The 14,467-nt window shown below is 40.9% G+C and carries 13 protein-coding genes; 3 read left to right on the plus strand and 10 right to left on the minus strand.

The genetic code is table 11. From position 1 onward, the window contains the following. Nucleotides 1-120 precede the first annotated feature (120 nt). Nucleotides 121-3,144, plus strand: coding sequence for a Tn3 family transposase (locus CYLST_RS10330; RefSeq protein WP_015207665.1), 3,024 nt, complete (start codon nucleotides 121-123; stop codon nucleotides 3,142-3,144). A gap of 34 nt (nucleotides 3,145-3,178) precedes the next feature. Here the strand turns inward: CYLST_RS10330 and CYLST_RS10335 are convergent, their stop codons facing one another. The 3 genes from CYLST_RS10335 to CYLST_RS10345 all read right to left on the minus strand — a co-directional run bounded on the left by CYLST_RS10335 (nucleotide 3,179) and on the right by CYLST_RS10345 (nucleotide 5,356). After that, nucleotides 3,179-3,586 (minus strand): hypothetical protein, encoded by a 408-nt coding sequence (locus tag CYLST_RS10335; protein ID WP_015207666.1) that lies wholly within the window; start codon nucleotides 3,584-3,586, stop codon nucleotides 3,179-3,181. Between the two features lie 14 nt (nucleotides 3,587-3,600). After that, nucleotides 3,601-4,377 carry a hypothetical protein gene (locus CYLST_RS10340; protein WP_015207667.1) on the minus strand — a complete coding sequence of 259 codons (777 nt, stop codon included), beginning with the start codon at nucleotides 4,375-4,377 and terminating at the stop codon, nucleotides 3,601-3,603. A 211-nt stretch (nucleotides 4,378-4,588) separates the two neighbouring features. Continuing rightward, the gene (locus CYLST_RS10345; protein WP_015207668.1) at nucleotides 4,589-5,356 is read right to left on the minus strand and encodes a Uma2 family endonuclease; all 768 of its coding nucleotides are present in this window, start codon (nucleotides 5,354-5,356) and stop codon (nucleotides 4,589-4,591) included. A gap of 296 nt (nucleotides 5,357-5,652) precedes the next feature. Here CYLST_RS10345 and CYLST_RS34365 point away from each other — a divergent pair, with 296 nt between their 5' ends. Together CYLST_RS34365 and CYLST_RS10355 are read left to right on the plus strand one after the other, a co-directional pair. After that, nucleotides 5,653-5,793 (plus strand): hypothetical protein, encoded by a 141-nt coding sequence (locus CYLST_RS34365; protein ID WP_015207669.1) that lies wholly within the window; start codon nucleotides 5,653-5,655, stop codon nucleotides 5,791-5,793. A gap of 571 nt (nucleotides 5,794-6,364) precedes the next feature. Next, a complete protein-coding gene (locus CYLST_RS10355; protein WP_015207671.1) occupies nucleotides 6,365-8,020 on the plus strand; it encodes an MBL fold metallo-hydrolase in 1,656 nt (551 codons plus the stop codon). Nucleotides 8,021-8,190: 170 nt separating this feature from the next. Here the strand turns inward: CYLST_RS10355 and CYLST_RS10360 are convergent, their stop codons facing one another. From CYLST_RS10360 to CYLST_RS10390, 7 genes are all read right to left on the minus strand, one after another. Next, complete coding sequence (locus CYLST_RS10360; protein ID WP_015207672.1) at nucleotides 8,191-8,502, minus strand: DUF6679 family protein; 312 nt, start codon at nucleotides 8,500-8,502, stop codon at nucleotides 8,191-8,193. Between the two features lie 567 nt (nucleotides 8,503-9,069). Further along, a complete protein-coding gene (locus tag CYLST_RS10365) occupies nucleotides 9,070-9,285 on the minus strand; it encodes a hypothetical protein (RefSeq protein WP_015207674.1) in 216 nt (71 codons plus the stop codon). A gap of 312 nt (nucleotides 9,286-9,597) precedes the next feature. After that, nucleotides 9,598-10,386: a Nif3-like dinuclear metal center hexameric protein gene (locus CYLST_RS10370; RefSeq protein WP_015207675.1), complete on the minus strand. Its 789-nt coding sequence runs from the start codon at nucleotides 10,384-10,386 to the stop codon at nucleotides 9,598-9,600. A gap of 332 nt (nucleotides 10,387-10,718) precedes the next feature. Further along, nucleotides 10,719-11,468: a hypothetical protein gene (locus tag CYLST_RS10375; protein WP_015207676.1), complete on the minus strand. Its 750-nt coding sequence runs from the start codon at nucleotides 11,466-11,468 to the stop codon at nucleotides 10,719-10,721. Between the two features lie 247 nt (nucleotides 11,469-11,715). Beyond that, nucleotides 11,716-12,129 (minus strand): secondary thiamine-phosphate synthase enzyme YjbQ, encoded by a 414-nt coding sequence (locus CYLST_RS10380; protein ID WP_015207677.1) that lies wholly within the window; start codon nucleotides 12,127-12,129, stop codon nucleotides 11,716-11,718. An 84-nt stretch (nucleotides 12,130-12,213) separates the two neighbouring features. Then, nucleotides 12,214-13,296 (minus strand): hypothetical protein, encoded by a 1,083-nt coding sequence (locus CYLST_RS10385; RefSeq protein WP_015207678.1) that lies wholly within the window; start codon nucleotides 13,294-13,296, stop codon nucleotides 12,214-12,216. 2 nt (nucleotides 13,297-13,298) lie between these two features. Beyond that, nucleotides 13,299-14,465 carry an aminotransferase class V-fold PLP-dependent enzyme gene (locus CYLST_RS10390; protein ID WP_015207679.1) on the minus strand — a complete coding sequence of 389 codons (1,167 nt, stop codon included), beginning with the start codon at nucleotides 14,463-14,465 and terminating at the stop codon, nucleotides 13,299-13,301. Between the last annotated feature and the right edge of the window lie 2 nt (nucleotides 14,466-14,467).

Below are 14,467 nucleotides of genomic sequence, written 5' to 3' on the forward strand. Positions count from 1 at the left end.
AGCATACATTGCCTAAAAAGAGACGAACTAGGCAAAGTTATAAATTACCTCAAACGAGAGGCTTGTATCTTTTAAACTTAAATTCGCACTACCCCTTAATCATAGAGAATTTTAACGTCCGTGCCAAGTCTTGCTGAAACTGCCTATCCCCGACTGAAAAACCAGATTAGTTCCAAAGAACTCTTAGAAATTTATACCCCAACTGACCTTGAACTTCAGTTTGCCAGCCAACATACCAAAGGTAAAGTTGCCAAATTAGGTTTTTTAGTGCTGTTAAAAACTTTTCAGCGATTGGGATACTTTGTTTTAGTCAAAAATGTGCCTGATGCAATTATTAAGCACATTGTTGAGGCAGTTAAAATCAACTTTATTCCCCAAAAGTTGGAGAATTATGATAGATCAGGAACACGCTGGCGACATTTAACTCTAATTCGGGATTATCTCAAAATCATCCCCTATGGTGTCGGTGCAAGGCGAATTATCGTCAAATCAATGGCACAAGCAGCACAAACCAAAAATGACCTAGCTGACTTAATCAATGTAGCGATTGAAGAATTAGTTCATCACCAGTATGAATTACCTATTTTCACAACTTTAGTTCGTGCAGCTAGAAGAGTTAGAGCAACTATTTCTCAAATCTTTTATCGACAAGTAGCAGATGGTTTAAATCTAGAAACTAAGGTCATGCTAGATGGGTTATTGGAGACGAGTATTCTCAATCTCAAAACTCCTTGGTATGAACTCAAACAAGACGCTGGTAAACCCATACTCAAGAATTTAAAAGCATTAGTCGAGCGGTTGAAATGGATAGATGAAATTAATCCAGCTCAGAAACTATTAACAGATATTCCTGATAGCAAGGTTAAATATTTTGCAGCCGAAGCTATGACCTTAGATGCGGCACGCATGAAAGAGCTAGAACTTAATAAACGTTATACATTGACATTAACTTTAATTGCCATTCAAGCCGCAAGAACACTGGATGATATTGCGGAGATGTTCATTAAAAGAATGCTCAAGATTCATTTCTATGGACAGGAGGCATTAACGCGTTATCGTCAAGAACACCAAGCCAGAAGTGACAGATTAATTACGACCTTAAGAGATGTGGTAATTGCTTACTCCAGTGAAGGTCAAATCTCCCAAAAATTCACTGCTATAGAAACAGTTATTGGCGAATCTCCCGAACAGCTTCTAGAAGATTGTGAAGCTCATATTGCCTATGCAGGCAATAATTATTATCCTTTTCTGTGGCGATTTTATAAAAGTCATCGTTCTACTCTCTTTCAGATTCTCAGATGGGTAAAACTCCAGTCAACTACCCAAGATACTTCCTTAGAAGAAGCAATTGAATTTTTGAGTAAGCATCAAGGAAGCCGCAAAGATTGGTTAAAAACAATCATAGTTGAAAACCCAGGTACTGCTGAAGAAAAAACCAGGAATTTACTCAACTTAGATTGGATACCTACGAAGTGGTGGCAATTAATCACCAACCAGAAAAACCGTCATTCTTACCCCACACGAATTAATCGTAAGCATTTTGAGGTTTGTGTTTTTTCACAGGTGATGTGGGAACTGAAATCAGGAGATTTATATGTAGAAGGAAGTGATGCCTTTGCTGATTACCGAAAACAGCAGATTTCTTGGTCTGATTATAAGGCGACAGTTGCTAACTATGGAGAATTAGTCAATTTACCTGTTGAAGGAAAAGCCTTTGTTGTTCATTTAAAAGAGTGGCTTTCTCAGGTAGCATCCCAGACAGATAAATCTTTTCCTAAAAATGAGTTTGTTCGCCTAGAAGATGGCAAACCAATTATTCAAAAAACTAACAAGAAGGTTAACCAGGAAAAAGTAAAATTGATTGAGTCTCTCATCAGAGAACGGCTGCACCCAGTTAACATACTGGATATTCTCACCGATACAGAACTCTGGTTAAACTGGACTCGTTTCTTTCACCCAATTTCAGGATATGAAGCTAAAATCGACCATCCAATTGCTCGTTATCTAACTACCACTTTTTGTTATGGTTGTCATTTAGGAGCTTCTCAAACAGCCCGTTCTTTAGGAGCGTTTGACCATCGACAAGTGGCTTGGGTTAATCAGCGTCATATTACTGAAGAAACCTTAGATAAAGCGATTACTTCAATTATTAACGCTTATAATCGGTTTTCTCTGCCTAAATTTTGGGGAACTGGAAAACGAGCTTCAGCCGATGGGACAAAGTGGGATATTTATGAGCAGAATCTTTTAGCAGAATACCACATTAGGTATGGTGGTTATGGAGGCATTGGTTATTATCATGTTTCTGATACTTATATTGCCTTATTTAGTCATTTTATTCCTTGTGGTGTATGGGAAGCCGTTTATATTCTTGATGGTTTGTTAAATAATCAATCAGAAATTCAACCTGACGTTATTCATGCTGATACTCAAGGTCAAAGTGCGCCTGTATTTGGGTTGGCTTATTTGTTGGGAATCAATTTAATGCCTCGCATTCGCAACTGGCATGATTTAAAGTTGTATCGTCCTACTAAGGAGTCTCGTTACCACCATATTGATGGTCTCTTTTCTGATGTAGTCGATTGGGATTTGATTGAGACTCATTTGCCAGATATGTTACGGGTTGTTCTTTCAATTAAAGCGGGAAAATTTACCGCCTCAACCATTTTACGTAAGTTAGGAACTTATAGCAGACATAATCGACTCTATCAGTCATTCTCTGAGCTAGGGCTAGTGATTCGCACAGGATTTTTGTTGTCATATTTATCTGATGAAAAGTTACGCCTTACCATCCAAGCTGCATTAAATAAGAGTGAATCTTTTAATGGTTTTACCAAATGGGTCAGTTTCGGTGGATCAGGTTTAATTCCTAGTAATAATCGAGATGAACAACGCAAGATGATTAAGTATAACCATTTGGTTTCAAATTGCTTAATTTTCTATAATGTCTTTGAAATGACGAGGATTTTGCAGGAATTAATTGCTGAAGGGTATGCCATTGATGAGGAGATTATGGGGGCGTTAAGTCCATATCTGACTAAACATATCAACCGATTTGGACGCTATAGCCTGGATTTAAATCGCAAACCCCCAGATGTTGATTATGATCTGTCTCTAATTCCCATGGATGTAGATAATTCTTGAGATAGGCATAAGTGAGGAAAGAGTTATGGTATCGCTAAAACTCTCTCTGGGCAAGCGTTTCATGCGATATGGCGGAATTTTTCATGAATCGTTGCAATACCCCATCTTCAGTTGATTGATTTGTATTTTTTGCCCAAGCCCATAAACTAGCTGCTTTAAGCATTGCTTCTGTGTTTATGGGTAAATACATTAGTCCTTGTTTTCCTAAACTATCTAGCCTTTGTAATTTCTCAAGTCTAGTAGTTTCTTTTATTGGATCTTTATTGACACAAAGCAATTTCCGCCTAGACTCATAGTCTGCTATTTCTGGTACTACAACTGCAATATTATTAGCTACTAACTTTTTTACCCAACTTATGCAATCTAGTACTTGTGAGCTTTTTGGTCTTTCCACTAGGATAGATAAAATATTGGTATCTAATACAACTATTGCTGAGTTCATTTAATTTTGATTAATTAATCTTCACCTAGCGAATGTATTCTTTGTTTACTTTCTTTTAATAATTTTTCATAAGGATGTTCTCCTATTATTAAATCCCATGATTTATTTTCTGTAAATGTATTAGTATTTTTATCTTTATCTAGTTCCCACAAAATTGCTTTGCAAGTGCTGTTTATTCTCTTAGCAATTGAAATATATCTCTCTGTATTCTTTTCTCTTGATTTGATGAACTTGTCTGAAAATTTTATTAGTTCAGAGACAAATGCATTAATAGATTCTAATTCTTTAAACGTTATTACGCTATAACATTTTTCTACTGCTACGAGTAGGTTTTCTGTAGCTTTTGAATATTTATCTAAAATCTTTTTTAACTCTAAATTTTGGGGATTTTCATTTGCTAGTTTAGAAACATCCTTTACTATTAATACGACTGTTATAATTTTTTCTCCATATTCATGGAGAATTTCTAACTCTAGAGTATCCTGGAGGAGTTTATCATTGGTTATAAACTCACTATATTTAATTCTGAATTTATTTAATTTTTGACTTAATTCACCATTTAATTTACTGATTGATTTCAAGCTTCTAGTTTTGCTTAATTTATTATATAGCTTATGTATTTCATCAAAATCTTGGTCTAATTCTTCTTTTTTAGCTGAGAGAAATATTTGTCCTTCATTGGTTTGAAAACTTTTCTCTAATTGAATCTTAATTTCATTAAAGTCTTCTTCGCTTGTGATTTTATTTTCGGTAAATGCTTCTAAATTAATATTTTCAAACACTGAGTACATATTTACCTCCCTACTCACATATTTTTCCGGCTTGGCAGAATTAATATATGTTAATTCTGAGTACCTTATACTCCGTGAACATAACTAAACAGGGTACTTTTCAATTTATAGAGTTGTTCCCAAAAAAAGGTTAATTTTTGGCCAAGTGATAAACTTTATATTCTAATAATACTGTAAAGTCTGCCTTTGAAGCCCAGTGTCCAAGCAAACCCTAATCTAAATCAGGTTCAACGCCAAGCGATCGCAATTGTGCAATTAATCTTTCTACCCGCCGTTGTTCCTGTTCTGTCCGTTGTCTTTCCTCTTCAGCCCGTTGTCTTTCCTCTTCGGCAGGTGTCAACACCCAGTTACCTGTGCCATCGTACCAACGTAACCAAGGCTGCTCAATATCTTGATAATTTCCCTGCCACACACCCAAGCCTAATTGTAATTCTGGTATCCAGAAGCGGGAATCTGACAGTGCCACCTCAGCATAATGCCCGCCATCTAACTTAAACATCCTAAACTCATACTTGTAGCGGTCAAAAACAGCGTAATAGGGAATCCGCAAAATCTGCTCATACACTTCCCATTTTCCTGGTGGTTGCTCAACATCTCGCAATGCTTGCCCTAAGTCTTCCCTTTCAGTACCGGGAGATAGCAATTCAACCACAATATAAGGATTAACTCCCTCTTGCCAAACCACATAGCTTAAGCGTAAGTCCCGTTGTTCGTAGAGTCGGGGAACACCCAAAACAGCAAACCAATCCGGGCGTTTATACCAGAGTGGATGATGCAAGTCATAATAAAGATTCAAATCACTGGCAACAAAAATGCGATCGCTAGGATAATTCGGCAGACGAAAGGTTTCATCCAAGAGACGCGGTTGCAACAAATGAAATTGATCAGGCAAACCAGGCTCCTCTGGATCTTCACTCTTGAGATCATACATGGTCGGGAATAGGTCTTTTGGGGAACGTGGCGGGTCAGTTTGATGCATCTTGAAGCCGTCCTGACGATCAGACTCTCAGTTATATTATGGAGGGTAGATTTGTTTGCTGAATCCAAAAATCCTAAAAATCAGGTCGCTTGAGGCTAGAGTGAGATAATCTATATCTGTAGGTAGATGTGAACTCTACTTCCGAGCATTTATTTTTTATGTATGGATAGTGTCCTAGTAAGCGAAATAATCACCTAGGGCTGTGCTAAAAGACGTAAACCCATAAAATTGCCGAATACACGCTTCAGCAATTTGTATAGCGCGTAACATATAAATTGGGCTGATGGGTGCGACACATGATGGTGTTGTCCCTCGGTGGTGTAGGCACTGCAACCCTTAACAGTAGTTTAAATAGTAGAATTTTTTTAATTGATAGAAAGCTCCTAGTGGCGATCGCACTCCTGGCTGGAGAGGCGATCGCTCCTTTATTTCCATAGCACTTGACATTAATGGACAGTTTAGCCAAAAAGTTCTACAATTTGACTAATTGGAGTAAAATTACCTATTGTCCAATCCACCTAAGCATAGTAAAGATTTTCTAGTGATTCTGCCCGAATACAGAATCACTCAATTAATATAAAAAAGTCTTTAGTCAAGGACAGCAAAAAAATGGAAGTAAAGCTGATTTTAGCCGGATTAACAGTTATATTTACGCTTTCGTGCTTGTTTTTTGGCACGAAAAATGGCTTTTATGACTCAGATGACTATCATGGCAACGGTTCTGCACATTGAGAAAAGTCTGTAGACGCGACTGCTGCTAACAACTTTCAGCACATCGGCTGATTAAATCCAGAAAACTTCCTTAGCCAATAGTTTGTGGGCTGCCGATTACGCAAATTTTCTGAACTAACTTGGTTTAACGATCGGTATCCTCCCCAATCAAAAAACCGCATTCTCAGGGTGTAGGGGCGGATGATCAAACTTACCCCTAGGTCACAAAACCAAAATCCCTATAACTTTTGGCTTTTGGGATATATCCATGAATAAGAGGTATGAGGGGAGGAGAGCATGAGGGATAGTGTGTCGTCATTCTCTCGCTCTGATGCTGGGGAAGCAGCTAGTGAATTAGAGTGCTTGCCCTATAGTGTACAGCATCAGGATGAGGGTGTATGTTTATTAGTGCGGATGGGACCACACCGCATCCTGCTAGACTGTGGTGTGGGAGATATTTCAATGCTTGGGAAGGAACTAACGCAATCAACAAGCCTACCAGCAGATTTAGTCTTAATCAGTCATGCCCACCCAGATCATGCGAGAGGATCGCTGGCACTACACAAAGCTTTTCCCCTATTGCCGATCTATGCCAGCGAAGTAACTAGCAAATTATTGCCGCTGAATTGGTTAGACAATGATCCCGAAGAAATTCCGTCATTTTGTCAGGCGCTACCGTTGCGATCGCCTGTAGAATTACAAGACGGTCTAGTGGTGGAATTATTTCCCGCAGGGCATTTACCGGGGGCTGTAGCCATTCTGCTCACCTACACCACCCCAGAACGCGCTTACAAACTACTGTATACAGGGGATTTTTTCTTATCGAACTCCCGGCTGGTAGAAGGTTTGCGCTTAGAGGAATTGCGGGGATTAGAGTTGGATGTGCTGATTATTGAAGGTACTTATGGCACATCCCGTCATCCCCACCGCCGCAATCAAGAAAATCAATTAGCCGAGCGAATTAATCGGGCAATCGCCGACCATTGTTCTGTACTTATGCCCACACCCGCTTTAGGGCTAGGTCAAGAACTGCTAATGTTGTTACGCTCTCATCATCACTTCACGGGACGGGATTTAGATATTTGGGTTGATGGTGCTGTCGCCATTGGGTGCGATGCTTATCTAGAACTGCTAACCCATCTCCCCCCTTCAGTACAGAACTTCGCCCGCCATCAACCTTTATTTTGGGATGAACGGGTACGCCCTCGCGTGCGGCGTCTACAGCCAGAATATCGGACTACAGTGGGCAAATCCCCCTGTATTATCCTTACCGACTCTACAAATGATTTGGGCAAATACTGCCAACCGGAAACAGGCCCTTGGCTGATCCTGCTCCCAGAAAAAATTGATATTAAAGTTAACAAAGAATATTTAGCACCTACCACCATTGAAAGCTATCTTCTCGCCCAGCATAGTGATGGACCGGGTACAACGCAGCTAATTCATAACTTACGACCCCAGCACGTCGTTTTTGTCCACGGCTTTGCCGCCTACTTAGCAGACCTGACCGGCTTGGAAGAGTTACAAAATCGTTACCACGTACATTCTCCAGCAGCGGGGATTTTAGTAGAACTGCCGATTGGCGACACATTTTTACAACCAGCAGCCCCAGAGGCTAACTATGAAGGTGAACTGACAGAGTTAGGAACAGTAATCACAATTACTATCCCGGAAGCAATAACGGCAGATTCCCGTTGGCGGGAATTTGCCGATACAGGTTTAATTGAAGCCCGTTGGCAAGGACAAGAATTAGTATTGCGGGGGTTATCGCCAAGAGAACTGCTTAACCAAAATAGCGATCGCTATACATTGTCTGATGTAGATTGCTGCGGTACTTGCAGATACCAAAGAGGGCAGCGGTGTTGGAACCCCGCATCCCCCTTATATAACTTCAAAGTCACCCTTGAAGGTTACTGTCCTGCCTTTGAAGGCTTATCTAGTCCTGATTCTTGAATTATGAGTTATGAGTCTTGAGTCCTGAGTGGTACCCCATAGATAAATCAAGGTGATTTTGGGGCATTTTCTGCTGAGTGTAATTGTTAATTTGTTTACTCAGCATACAATGGTCAGCACTCAGCACTCTTTTGATGACTCAATACTTATAATTCTGTACTTGGCACTGATCAATCTGGATTCGAGTCAGTGTAATGGTTGCGGATCCGCTCGGATTCAGGACAATCTTCAGTCGTTAGAGGTTCGACATTACCGCGTGGCACTGAAGCTAATTTTTGCGTTACAGCACCAATACTTTCGAGGCGAACCATTTCCTCCCAAGAACAAACCTCGTCCTCTTCATCTGTTTCATAGCGCAGGGTCACTAAATCCCCCTCTATATCGATGATGCGGGCACGCTCGATCCAGCGTTGCTGGTCCCGCAAGAAAACACATACCTCCCGCCCGTCGCAACACAGTTGATAAATCTTGCGGTGTAGCATGTACTGCTTCTGCCTTTTTAAACAACGTAGTTAAACTTGTCAAAATCTGGGTCTTACCCTTGTAGATTACACCTTAAGAGATAAAATTCATAGTTCAGAACCAGTATGTCTCGTGACCCAATCCAACAACAGAGTTGTAATTGTCAGAAATAGGGGAATCTTGGGTCAGAAAATTGTGGTTACTGCACCGGCTAAACTCAATCTCTTTCAGGTTTATTCTCTGTTCATGTCTACTTCATAGAAGTCAAACAATTCAGAAGTTGTCCTATCCAGGTTAATAGCTGTTGGTGAGTCCTTACTACCATCTTGTAATAAACAGTACTCCGAAACAAGCAATGATTGCGGTTGTTTGAGTTGCCTACTTGTATTCATGGGCATTACTGGTAACTCTGGGGACTCGGCTTTACTTTTACCCCTAATGTATTTGATCTTAACTCATTCTCTCGCCGACCTTCATGGTTTTCGACAACAACACCCGAATAGTTTTGCGTTTAGGGCTGTTGCTTGAGGTGACACGTCCGTCTTTAAATAGACAATACACCGACAGAGTCACCTGTTGCCGGGGTTCTAGAATGATTTGTCAGGTATGGGAAGGTCTATGAGCAGCTTTGAGGTTGCTTCTCGTTTAATTTTACCTGTGCGAACTGCATCGTATAGGGCGGCAAGATCAACCAAATCTTCTGGCTGATAGCACTTTGTTGTCAATACTTGGTGAAGTAGACCCTCAGATTCAACACTAAGACATCCAGTTTGGAAAGCAGATTCAATGAGTGTGCGAATCATGATGATTAGGGCATAGTAAGCAATTTGTTGCTTCTATTGTGAAACACTTTACTACCCGACTACATTGATATAAAACATCTAAATTAAGTGATTATAGTTACAGGTTATTTGTGATCTATATCACAAAGATGGATACAAAAATCCAGCAGATAAGCCCATTTGTTCGTATACTGAAGCAAAAATCATACTAATTGCTACTTTAATAAAGTTGATTGCCCGAAATTAGATGAATATCAAAATATACAGTCAATTTTGAGAAAACCCGAAAGAAAAGCTGATTAAACTGCAATAAATCCAAAATATCTACTTAAACTAAGGAAAAAATTGGCGGAAATCTTCATCTTTTTGACTTAATTTCACCCAGTCTAAGTTTAAGGACTGAAATTTTTGTACCAAACGATCGCAAGCGGGGCGTTCGGTAGCATAATGTCCAGCGTCGATTAAAATCAGTCCACAATCGCGGCTTTCTTGAAACTGATGGAACTTACAGTCAGAAGTCAGATAAGCTTCGGCACCAGTTTTGGCTACCTCTGGGATAAAACTAGCACCCGAACCACCCAAAACAGCCACTCGTGAAATTATCTGCTGTAAGTCAGCATTTGGTGACAAAATCAAATGTGGTGGAGTCAGTCGGGTATGAATTGTCGTGAGTAACTCCTGCAATGTCATCAAAGGCTCTAGCATTCCCACGCGCCCATATCCTAATCCCGGTTGGGTGGGTATTATGGGAGTGACTTGTTTGAGTTCTAAAATCTGAGCCAAAACATCAGCTGTACCATCCTGTACTTGGTCAAAATTTGTGTGGGCGCTGTAGATAGCGATATTGTGGGTAAAGGCTAACCGGGCTATTTCCGCGATTTCCGAACCACTGCGTAGGGACTTCAGGGGATGAAAAATCAGCGGATGATGGGCAAAAATTAAATTAGCACTGCTGGCTTTGGCTTCTTGCATCACCGCTAAAGTTGGAGTCAAACACACCAACACCCGTGCTTTTTCCGGCAAAACTCCCGGTTCAATCTGCCAACCACAATTATCCCAGCCTTCACACCAAGCGGGATTTGCCCATTCTTCAAACCAGGTAATTAAATCAGCAACTTTCATTTATTTATTTTCTAGGTAAACTTTTACAGGAATATCCGGTAAGCGTAAAGCTCAGTGGCTGTCTTCCCTGAGAGTGTCAATATAGTTATTATCCATCTGACGATTACCCCAGTGATTTGTATTGAGCAAAAATGAGCCAGATAAAAAAAGGTATCTTCCTCAAGTGGATACATTTAGCTGGAGACATTTATAAATATTTACCAAACACAGCAGCATTACCTTGTCCAAATTGTTCCGAAATTTACCCATGTAAAACCAGATTAATAAAATTTACAACAGTATAGAAGCTTGCCTTGCAGTTTGGGAAATAAAAACTCACTTGCGAGTAGTGATCAGCTTGTCTGTTGCGGAATATTAAGTTTTAATGATAGCTGTTCGCGCATTCTGTGGAAAGGTTTATTCCATATAGGTTGAGTATCCCAATTCCAAACAGCAACCGGGATAAGTTGTTTTTGAGCCAGATAAGTTAACAAACGGTATTCATCCTCCGGTTCGCGGGAGAAGCAAAAGGGATTGCGATAGCCTGTTTCTGAAAGTTTGTAAGCTGTTGTAACCTGATTGAGGCTAATTTTTTGGATTATTTCTTGACCTTTGCAAAGTAAATAATCCAAAAATATCAGACTAAAAGGCTCTATGTTTGCACGATTTTGTGGCTCTTTGTTTACCCATCTAGCCCATTCAAAGCCGTAAATAAAATCATGGACATAGCGAAAGCGGATTTCTGTTTTTCCGAACAACTCCGTTATAGACACCATCTTTTTCCGAAAAGTATCTACAAATAAAACAGCGCCATCATTCTCTCTTAGAGCTTGTCTAAGCATACTACTGACCATAAAATCAAAATCCCAGAATATATTTTCGGGAAAATTTTCTAATTGGGCATAGATAATAATTTCTAATGTCTCTCGTAGGTTTGTAATCAGTTGACTGTCAGTGGTTTTTTCAGCAATCAAATCTCCCAGTTCGGCAAAGCTGGTAGTTAAATTTTTACAGGGATTAAGCGACAATAGATTCACAGAGTGCTGGGACAGGATTTGATCAAGCGTGCAGAAACAATTAGTTGACGCTGAGTTTGGCTCCATAGTTAGTAAAATATAGCTGATGATAAATATTCAGTTTATATCTGATCGCATTTTTTTATTAAGTAAAAATATCAAAAATTAACTTTTACTTTACGAAAAGAATAAAATATTTATCTAATTTAGGGCTGGTGTAAATACTTTTTGGCTGGAGATTTACCGCAGTTTAGATGGCAAAAACTGGGCGGAGATCATCTACAGAGTTACACCGATATTTATATTTAACTATTAACCAAACATTCACAAATCTCTACGCAGAAAGGTGAACTACCAACTCTCTCAGATGACTACGTTGGCGATGTTCCCAAATATAGATTCCTTGCCAAGTTCCCAGTACCAATTGACCGCGATTAATGGGGATGTGTTCCGAAGTGTGAGTCAGGGCTGTGCGGATATGTGCTGGCATATCATCGGCACCTTCGGCATCATGAATGTATTTGCCGGATTCTGGCACGAGTTTGGCCATGAAGTTAGCTAAATCCACGAGTACATCGGGATCGGCGTTTTCTTGAATCACTAAACTGGCTGAAGTATGACGCAAAAATAAGGTACAAAGGCCAGTTTCCACCCCCGACTCGGTAACTATGGCGGCAACTTTTGGGGTGATGTTGTAAAAAGATTTGCCAATTGTGGGAATTCTCAGTAATTTTTGGTAATGAGTCATTTGTAATGACCGTTAATTCTCCGGCTAAAGAGAGTTTTTGAGGTTAATGCTTGCCTATTTGCATTATACGTCTCTGTTAGTAGTTTAAAGATTGCTCAAATAGTTGATGACAGCGTTAGCGATCGCTATATTCCCATCCTTAGCGATTGGATATTTTTGCTTTGGCGGTTGGGGTAACTGATAGAGAAAATCCCAAGTTCCTTGAAAAAAGTCAGATGGGGTCAGGATTTGATGCTGGTTGTAATTAGCAATCCCTTCTAAGAGAAAAGCTGCTTCGGCAAAGTCGTTACGGGGGATGGTAACGATAGGGACTTGGAGTATTGAGGCTTCGGCAAAAGTGCTGTAACCAGGTTTAGAGACGACTCGCCCACAAATGGGCATAAAATCGACAGGACGGTATTGACGATTTGTCACTTTCACTAAATTAGGTAACTCCGGTGCAGATTGATCAAAAACAATGAATTGCCAATCGGGAAAGTGCCGCAGGTTGTCGTAAGGAATTTGCTGCAAACCCAAACCGCCAAAGGTGAGGAGAATAGTTTTTTCTTTTTGTGCCGTTATCCCCCATGTAGCGCGCAGTTCATCGGCAGCAAACCGGGGAGAACCACCGACTAAGCCGACATCTGTGATATTTGGAAAAGCCTGCATTGTTTCGTGGAAGGGAAGACGAAATAAGCGATCGCATTTTGAGTACCAATCACTAATCCAATCAGCAATGGCTGTAAACTCTCCGCCCCAATCTCGGTATATCAAGTCCCAACCAAAGTTACTGATCATCCAGCAGGGAATATTTGCCGCTTTCGCAAACCCAGAAGCCAGAAAGGGAATATCCGCCAAGATGAGATTTACACGGTTTTGGCGGATAAAATTGACTTCCGAGGCAATCAGCGAATTCTGACGCTTTTGAATCTCTCGCAACTTTGCCAAGGTGGTTTCTTGATCCATTGTCAAGCTATCTGCTTGGACTACACCCAAATCAAAAGCCCGCTGACGCAGGATAAAATCACCTTCTATGTAGCACTCTAGCAACCACCGGGGGGCAGTGGTCACCAAAATCAACAAAACTTCTGGATATAATTTTTGAATTGTTGCTGCGACAGATGCCGTGCGGGTAGTATGACCAAACCCGTGATTGGTCATGGCTATGTATAAAATTGGGCGTTCCATATTCAATTAATAATTTGGCCAAAACTGGCGATCGCCTCTACCAATTGGTTGATTTCCGATTCGAGAGTCAAGTAATGAACGCTAACCCGGATACAATGAGGATCGGCAATTGTCCGCGTTAATAATTTTTGTGATTCTAGAAATTGCACCAATTTAAGAGGCTGGTGATTGGTGAGTTGAAAGGAGACTATACCGCTTTCGGGTGGAGAAGTCCGCAAACACTGGACTTCGGGTAACGCCGTCAACCTTCTCCAGAGATATTCACTATTGCGGCAAATTTGCTGATAACGTTCCTGTGGGGTTCCCCATTGCCGATGAATGGCGATCGCTTCCCTTAACCCAACATAAAGCGGATAAGCTAATGTAGACACTTCGTATCTTCGCCCATCTGGTTGCCAACTCACAGGCTGTCCTTGACGATCAACGACAATGCCATTCAAGCCAATAAACGTGGGTTTTAAGCTTTCGCGTACCTCTGGGCGGACATACAAGCCACCCACACCAGCCGGGCCACATAACCATTTGTGACCGGTGAAAGCATAAAAATCTACCCCCAATTCAGTTAAATTTAAAGGTAAGGCACCAACTGATTGGGCAGCATCTACTAGAAGTAGGGAATGATTATTCCTGCATACTGCCACAATTTTGTCAAGCGGCAAAACTTGGCCCGTATTCCAAAAAACATGACTTAAGACTACGAGGCGAGTATTGGGGCGCAAGTGTTGGGCAATGACTTTTACAGGATCGCCCACGTTTAAAGTTGCCATCAAGGGGCAGGTGGTAACTTCCACAGCAAATCTCCGCCCGATTTCTTGGGCCGTAGCAATCACTCCTGGGTGTTCGCAGTCAGAGAGTAGCAAATGGTCGCCATTGCGCCATTCGATCCCCCACATGGCAATATTACAGCCCACAGTCACATTTTCTGTGAGGGTGATTGCTGGAGTGGAGGCATTCAACTCTAATGCGATCGCATCTCTGGTAGCTTGGATCTGGGGTGCTATCCAGGCATAAGCCTCAGAGCCAAAGGGGCCAATGTGCTGGATATGAGCTTGAGTTTGAGTGATGACATCCATTGCCCCCTGGGGCATCGGCCCTTGGCCTCCATAGTTAAAATAAGTCTTATTCGCTAAAGCGGGAAATTGTTCTCGGTGGTGATGCAAGCTAGTCATAT

This window comes from Cylindrospermum stagnale PCC 7417 (assembly GCF_000317535.1).
Classification (GTDB): Bacteria; Cyanobacteriota; Cyanobacteriia; order Cyanobacteriales; family Nostocaceae; genus Cylindrospermum; species Cylindrospermum stagnale.